This window comes from Vibrio sp. 1562 (assembly GCF_033340155.1).
In the GTDB taxonomy this organism is placed as follows: Bacteria; Pseudomonadota; Gammaproteobacteria; order Enterobacterales; family Vibrionaceae; genus Vibrio; species Vibrio alginolyticus.
This window is the reverse complement of sequence record NZ_JAWOVY010000020.1, coordinates 86,273-93,545: the sequence shown is the minus strand read 5'-3', so window position 1 is coordinate 93,545 and position 7,273 is coordinate 86,273. Positions and strand designations below refer to the sequence as shown.

Annotated in this window: 8 protein-coding genes; 2 read left to right on the top strand and 6 right to left on the bottom strand. The window is 43.2% G+C overall.

Features of this window, described 5'->3' with window-relative positions; all coding sequences use genetic code 11:
* Positions 1 to 118 precede the first annotated feature (118 nt).
* The 3 genes from R7Z49_RS18435 to R7Z49_RS18425 all read right to left on the bottom strand — a co-directional run bounded on the left by R7Z49_RS18435 (position 119) and on the right by R7Z49_RS18425 (position 2,792).
* Positions 119 to 1,531, bottom strand: coding sequence for a coniferyl aldehyde dehydrogenase (locus R7Z49_RS18435; protein WP_017820990.1), 1,413 nt, complete (start codon positions 1,529 to 1,531; stop codon positions 119 to 121).
* 125 nt (positions 1,532 to 1,656) lie between these two features.
* Positions 1,657 to 2,229, bottom strand: coding sequence for a GNAT family N-acetyltransferase (locus tag R7Z49_RS18430; RefSeq protein ID WP_047101443.1), 573 nt, complete (start codon positions 2,227 to 2,229; stop codon positions 1,657 to 1,659).
* A 104-nt stretch (positions 2,230 to 2,333) separates the two neighbouring features.
* A complete protein-coding gene (locus tag R7Z49_RS18425; protein WP_047101439.1) occupies positions 2,334 to 2,792 on the bottom strand; it encodes an NUDIX hydrolase in 459 nt (152 codons plus the stop codon).
* Positions 2,793 to 2,960: 168 nt separating this feature from the next.
* Between R7Z49_RS18425 and R7Z49_RS18420 the strand changes: the two genes are divergently transcribed.
* A complete protein-coding gene (locus R7Z49_RS18420; RefSeq protein ID WP_005376505.1) occupies positions 2,961 to 3,866 on the top strand; it encodes a DMT family transporter in 906 nt (301 codons plus the stop codon).
* 79 nt (positions 3,867 to 3,945) lie between these two features.
* On the opposite strand, the gene R7Z49_RS18415 is transcribed toward R7Z49_RS18420, so the two are convergent.
* A complete protein-coding gene (locus tag R7Z49_RS18415) occupies positions 3,946 to 4,260 on the bottom strand; it encodes a DMT family transporter (protein WP_005376506.1) in 315 nt (104 codons plus the stop codon).
* A 394-nt stretch (positions 4,261 to 4,654) separates the two neighbouring features.
* On the opposite strand from R7Z49_RS18415, the gene R7Z49_RS18410 reads away from it, so the two are divergent.
* Positions 4,655 to 6,019, top strand: a complete 1,365-nt coding sequence (locus R7Z49_RS18410) for an endonuclease/exonuclease/phosphatase family protein (protein WP_318111907.1) — start codon at positions 4,655 to 4,657, stop codon at positions 6,017 to 6,019.
* Between the two features lie 284 nt (positions 6,020 to 6,303).
* On the opposite strand, the gene R7Z49_RS18405 is transcribed toward R7Z49_RS18410, so the two are convergent.
* Together R7Z49_RS18405 and R7Z49_RS18400 are read right to left on the bottom strand one after the other, a co-directional pair.
* Entirely contained in the window at positions 6,304 to 6,837 is a 534-nt protein-coding gene (locus R7Z49_RS18405) for a hypothetical protein (protein ID WP_033906497.1), read from the bottom strand.
* Positions 6,831 to 7,217, bottom strand: coding sequence for an MAPEG family protein (locus R7Z49_RS18400; protein WP_005376510.1), 387 nt, complete (start codon positions 7,215 to 7,217; stop codon positions 6,831 to 6,833). Before R7Z49_RS18400 ends, R7Z49_RS18405 begins: the two co-directional genes overlap by 7 nt.
* Positions 7,218 to 7,273: the final 56 nt, after the last annotated feature.

The window sequence follows — 7,273 nt, the reverse complement described above, 5'->3', positions numbered from 1 at the left end:
GAGTAGTTTTACAGGCAAAGCCGAAACGGATGATAACCACCTACTGAAGTAGGTGGTTTAGGGCTGAAAACAAAAAACCGCCTATTCGGGCGGTTTTTTATCAATCAAATCATAATTATTATCGAACAAAGATCTTTTGGATCGCTTTTATCGCCATAGCCCTACGGCGCATTAATACGCTCGTTCTTGGCAACCATTTCGGTGTGTGAAGAATGGTTTTCGCATGACTAAAAGTTCTGAATCCTTCCTCTCCGTGATAATGCCCAATACCCGATTCACCAACGCCACCAAAAGGCGCATCTTCAGCGCCAACATGTAAAACCGTATCATTAACGCCGACGCCACCACTGTGGGTGTTGCGTACAATATGTTTGATGGTCGATTTGTCGTCCGACATAACATACAGCGCAAGTGGTCTTTGGTGCTGATTAATGTAGTCAATCGCTTCATCAACGGCATTGTAGGGCTTAACAGGTAGAAATGGCCCGAAGATCTCCTCTTGCATGATTCGCATATTCGGCGACACATCCGTGACCAAATGAGGATACAGAAGTCGTTCCTCTTGGGGCGACGCTTCAACAGTGTGAAGGTTAGCACCTTGCGCTTTTGCATCCTCAAGTAGCGCAGTCAAACGATCATATTGTCGTTGGTTGACAATATGGGTCAGCTTTTGATTCTTGTTGGATTTTAAATAGAGCTTTTCAAAACGTTTTAAGAATAGCGAAATGAATTCTTCGACACGTTCTTGCGGTACAAATGCGTAGTCAGGCGCGACACAAATCTGGCCTGCATTAATGCATTTACCAAACAAGATAGCATCAACGGCTTTCTTCATGTCTGCATCTTTTGCAATGATCACCGGGGACTTTCCACCCAACTCTAACGTCACCGGGGTAAGGTTTTCCGCTGCCGCTTTTGCCACTGCGCGGCCAACACTCGTAGAACCCGTGAACAAAAGGTGATCGAATGGCAGTTGGCTGAATGCTTGTGCGACGTCTGCTTCACCCTCAAAAACTTCGACATACTCAGACAACCCACGGCAAATATCGACGATGACTTTATTGGTTTTTGGCGTAAATTCGCTGAGCTTCATCATCACGCGGTTACCAGCAGCCAATGCTGTCACTAAAGGCGCAAGGCTCAAAATCACAGGAAAGTTCCACGGTGAAATGATCCCGACGACACCTAACGGTTGATACTGAACGGTGACTTTAGAAGGTGCGAGCAATAAGCCGGATTCGCGCTTGCTGGGTTTGCACCATTTTTTTAGTCGTTTGAGGGTATAATTAATATGCGAGACCGTTGGCAAAACGTCGGTCATGGCGGTATCAAATTCTGAGCGATAGCCAAAATCGTCACTTAACGCTTCAACCAAAGCTTGTTTGTTCTCAAGCAGCGATTTTTTTAACAAAACGAGGCGCTGTTTACGTTCATCCAAACTAGGATAAGGCTCGGCTGCATATGCCGCTTTTAAGCGTTCGAGGCTTTGCTGTAACAAGTTATCTACTTCAACCTCTGTGATTGCGTTCATGATGCTTCTCCTAGCCTAGTTTCTGCCAATGACGCCCCAAGTTAACACGAGCGCAACAATGTTACTATTGTAGCGCTCGTGAAGTTAGAGTTCGAACTCTGATTAAAATATTTCTGGGGTGGATACTACATCAAACGTAGTTCATAAATGCCTAGTCGTTGAGAGCGGTCAAGCATATCGAACTCATGATCAACGTATTCTTTTAATGTGGCGCCTGCACGCTCAGCAATATTGATGCTAGCGATGTTATCTTCCATACAATGGAACTGAATGAATTGTGCGTGCCCTTTCTGCTTCAAAAAAGGGATCAATACTGCGAGCACTTGATCAATCACACGATGGCCTCGCCCATTGTTGGCAAGCCAGTAGCCAATTTCAGTAACACGCGTATGTGAATCCACACCTTTAATGCCAATAACACCCGTAAGCTGCTCATCAAAATAAATTGCACACCAGTGGGAATCCAGCGCGTTACTGTTCACTCGCTGGGAAATGTAGTTAACGGCCTCTCTATGATTCGTGACAGAATCCGTCCAAGGTAGATAGCCCTCAAGGCTCTCTCGGTGAGTGTTCACAACCTCTAGTAAAGCGGACGCGTGTTTCGTGTTGAGGGGCTCAATTGAGACCCTTTGCGAGACGGAAAAACGCTTCTGTAAGTGATTTCCTTGATACGTCTCTTGGCATGTGACTTCATCCATAGATGTTATTCCTTTTTATTGTGAACGCTCAGCGCAAATCCTAACGCTTCATTTTATGAGAACAAACCTCTCTATAAAAACTAATCAAAGCCGTTGCCGTTCATTTAGCCCTTTTGATCGATCAGCGTAAATGGCGTTAGTGATGCCACATCTACATAATGTTTCCATACATGTTCATATAGGTGATGCTGATTGGCAAACGGAGCCAGCTGCTTAGCTTCTTCAAGCGTACACCAGCGATACTCTGTATGCTCTTCGTTAAGAACAACTGATTGGTTAGGCGGACAAAGTAGCACAAAACATGGGATAACCATGATACGGTTATTTTTTGCTTCGTAGAACTGCTCTAGAAAGTCTGCTGTATGTAACTCAACTTGGTCAATTAGTGTCTCTTCTTTTAACTCTCTTAAAATGGTTTGCCACCCGGCTTCACCCGCTTCGATACCACCTGCAACATGGCACCAATAGCCACCTTTTACGCGTTTGAGTAACAACATTTTTTCTATGCCATCAATTTTTGAAATGACAACGCCTGAAACATGCGTTGCTTTTATCGGGATCATGTAAGCTCCTTAAATATCGAGTTTTTATTGTTACGCTGAGAGAGGCAGATTAATTGCTACGTATTCTACTGTTTATTCATCTTGCCGACAGAAGTGTTTGAGTTTAGAGGATTTAATCGCTAACTAAGTATGCTAAAGTGAGATCTGTCGCAACAAATGAGCAGTAAAATGTCCAATTCATTCAACACTATGATTCCCATCGGTGTGCGCTTTATGGTGCTTTCCGCGTTCGGCTTTGCTCTGATGTCGGCTACAGTAAAGCACGTCGGCAACTACGGTATCCCCGTTTTTGAAATCGTTGCAGCAAGAGCGCTCGTTTCACTTATCATTAGTTATTTCGATGTAAAGCGAAAACGAATTTCTGTATGGGGCAATAATAAGCCATTACTATTTGCACGCGGTGCTGTGGGTACGATGGCTCTGATGTGTGTATATTATTCAGTGACCACCTTACCTTTGGCAGAAGCGACGATATTCCAATATATTCATCCGGTATTTACTGCACTACTCGCCGTATTTTTCTTGAAAGAGCGCATCCAGCCGTCAACTTTCCTTTGTATTGCGTTGTGCTTACTCGGCATCTATATCATGGTAAGCCCAGAAACTGGGCAAGGCTCAGATAGCGCTTTACCAATGTTTAGCGTCATGATTGCGATCTTAGGCGCATTTGGTAGCTCAATTGCCTACGTCATTGTCAGAAAACTGAGTCAGACAGAAGACAGCTCAGTGATCATTTTCTATTTCCCGTTGGTTGCTCTCCCCGCTTCACTCTTACTGATTGGCGACGATTTTGTAATGCCCGATTTATATCTGACTTTCATGTTGGTTCTAGTTGGTGTCTTTACCCAAATTGGACAATTGGGGTTAACCAAAGCGATGCAAACTCAACAAGCGGGTAAAGCCTCCGCTTATTCGTATATCCAGATCGTATTTTCTGTGTTGTTGGGCATCATTTTCTTTGGCGAGGTTCCGATCATTTGGACGTACGTCGGTGGCGGTCTGATTGTTACAGGCGCATTAATTAATGCGTTTGGTCATCACTTACGGTTACCTTTTATTAAGCGCAACGCTTGATATACCTCGCCAGAACCGTAAACACGACATTTAGAAAAACAGCCAGAGTGACTCTGGCTGTTTTGTGTTTAGCCTAACGTTAAGCTGATATTTTTAACCCTGCGATACCAGCGACAATCATTAGCAAGCTTAAGGCTTTGATAAGTGTTGCTGGCTCATTGAACAGATAAATACTCACGACTGCCGTGCCTATTGCGCCAATCCCTACCCATACTCCATAAGCAATGCCTAAAGGCAAGGTTCTTAACGCAATGCCAAGCAACCAAAAGCTCAATAACATAAAGACAATAGTGAATGCCGAAGCACCGAATTTGGTAAACCCTTGTGAATATTTAAGACCGACAGCCCATGCGATTTCACACAAGCCCGCAATGAAGAGAATTCCCCAAGCCATGTCACATTTCCCAACGAGATGGGGTCGTCCCCGAGAAAAGATAGAGCGGTGAGGTCGTCCTCACTTCTGATTGACTGCTTATTATATACAGAAATTTAAACATAAAAAATAAAACACGGCGATAAGCATACAACTCAAACATCTCATGCACGCTTAAATTCTACGCTTTTCTTTTTAACGGTGGCGGACTCTCTATTTCGCATCAATAACGACACCGTTTTTTAACAATTTACATATAACCTTCTGGTGTTGAAAGTGTTGCATTTATTGCACAAATCACACAAAAACTAATTGAACATGTAAATATGAAAACGTTTGTGTGACTTATATCGCTTAAAACAATGACTGATGACTTTAATATTCAGCCGAATTAATTATAAGGTATGACGTACCCATGAAAGCAATCAAAACCTCTATCGCTGTCCTTGTTGGCGCCGCTCTACTATCTGGATGTAATGACGATACTGAATACGTCAATGTTCAGCCTAAAGAAGTAAAAATAGCGACTTACAACCTCTCTTTTGACCGCGCTACCTTCGAAACTTTGGTAGATGAAATGCAAATTGAACCAACGCAGCAAGCTGCGTTGGTCACCTCTTATTTAGACGGTTCAATCGCAGCCGAAGACAAAACCACTGCGGAAAAAGTCATTCAAATTCGTAACGTTGCAGCAACCATTCAAAAGAATCGTCCTGATGTTCTCATGATGGCGGAATACAACAACGATGGAACAGGTGAAAACAAAGCAGCCATTGAAGGATTCCAGAAGAACTACTTGTCTGTCGCGCAAAGTATCGATGGCGCGGGCGGTGAAGCAAACCTTGAGCCTATTGAATACCCTTATGCTGAATCTTATTCAACCAATACAGGGTTGTTGAGTGAGTTTGATCTCGACAACAACGGAACCGCAGGTCAAATGCCAGGTGATGCATGGGGCTTTGGCATGTACCATGGTCAATATGCATTTGCCCTTATGTCTAAGTATAAAATTGACACGGCAAACACACGTACATTCCAAGCATTTAAATGGAAAGATATGGAAGGTGCGAAAATTCCAACCATTACTATCTGTGACGGTTCGCAAAAGATTCCAGACGGCATGAAGTGTGGTGATGAATGGTACTCAGCGGAAGAATGGGATCAAGTGCGTCTATCTTCGAAAAATCACGTCGACGCGCCAATCATCATTCCAACTCGCAATGGCGAGGAAGTTGTACACTTGTTGATGTCTCATCCTACTCCACCAGTATTCGACACCGGTAAAAACAAAGCGCAAAACGCAGCAGAAGTGGAGTTTTGGCATCATTACATTCAAGGCAAAGACTATTTTTACGACGATGCGGGTAAAACAGGTGGCTTAACGAACGGCGCTAAATTCGTAATGATGGGTGATCAAAACCTTGATCCAGTGGCTGGTGACGGTATTAGCTCTGTAATGCAAGAGCTGCACAACGATCCATTGGTTAACCAAACCGTGATGAATGGTGAGCTTTACCCAACAAGCTTTGGTGCAGCTGAACACGCTGTTGACCGCAGTTCAACTCACCCATATCCGAATCGCATCACTTCAACGTTTGGCTTAGGGGTAGACTATGCCTTGCCTTCAGCAAATTTGAATGTAATAGACTCTGGTGTGTACTGGTCAGCGTCTTATGAAGAAGGCCGTAAACTATTTAACGATGCACGTATCGGTAAGTATGGTGATGGTAAGGATGTATCTTCCGACCATCGCATGATCTGGATTAAAGCACAGTTCTAGACTGCATAAAAAAAAGCCAACCACAAGGAGTCGTGATTGGCTGTATATATTTGTGAACAAGATGGTTCACTAACAACGTCAGTTGGCTAGGTGACCCTCGGCTTAGAAAGGGTCACTCATACTAAAGCATGAGGCGTGCCAACTTTTAAGCGCACAAAAACAGGTTGTTATTTAATCACTTTCATTAAAACTTAACCAATAGCTACTGTTTGCTCACAGAATAAATTGCAATTTGCAAACTACCATTGGCATTTCGCAATAAACCTGATCTTTAGCTCTTGCTTTTATTGCTTCCTAGCTAAGTCGCGTGCAAGGATTAACGCAAGTCCGAATACTTGCAAGAAGAGTCCGATATTCTTGTACCAAGCGATCTTTTCATCCTGCTTTGCCATTACCTCATTGAGCTCTACATTCTCAATGTAGTAATTATCGATGCGGTCTCTATACGAAGCTTGTGCCTGATTTATCTTTGACATTAGTTGAGGAAGTTGATCAATTTTTATTTCATCCGACTCGTTGAGAACCCAAGAAGATAAATGCCCTGCTAATACCTCTTCTAGCTCTAAAGGTATCGCTACGCTCTGACTTATGTGCACATGCAGCAGTAAAGCTTCTCTTTTCCTTTCTAGGGTTTCCACACTGTTCCATGCGAGTTGGATGGAATACAAGTTTTCTGCTGTTTGCTCTGCGAGCTGCGAGTGCTGTTTACCCAACTTATCAAGGACTAAGCTAGTAACGATGATCGCGCCAATATTCAGTACTAATCCAATCAGAACGAGTACCCAAGGTGGTGGAATGTAACGTCGCAGACTTACCATAACTTATCGTATGGCAGGTAAATCATATTTAACACAACCAATGAAAGTATCACCAGAAATGTCACCTGCATCCCTCTAATGCGCTTTTTCAAGTCTTTTTTCAATATGCCTTTAGCATGAATAACTCGACCAATTACAAAAATAATACCGGTGAGATGTATCCATGTTGGGTAAGCACTATTGAATTCTAAAAGTGCCATTAAAATCAGGGTGATGGGGATATATTCTGTCGCATTGCTCTGGGCACTACGAGCAATTTGTAGAGCCTCTACCCCACCATCGGCATAAGCAATTTGATTTAAGCGACGTTGCTTAATTACTTGAACAGCCAACCAAATAATGAGTATTGCGAGAATGTTGGCATACAGAGCTGTGATCATATGTCGTCCTTCTTGATCTGGTTTTCACTTATATAAGCGTGTCACTTGGCTATAAC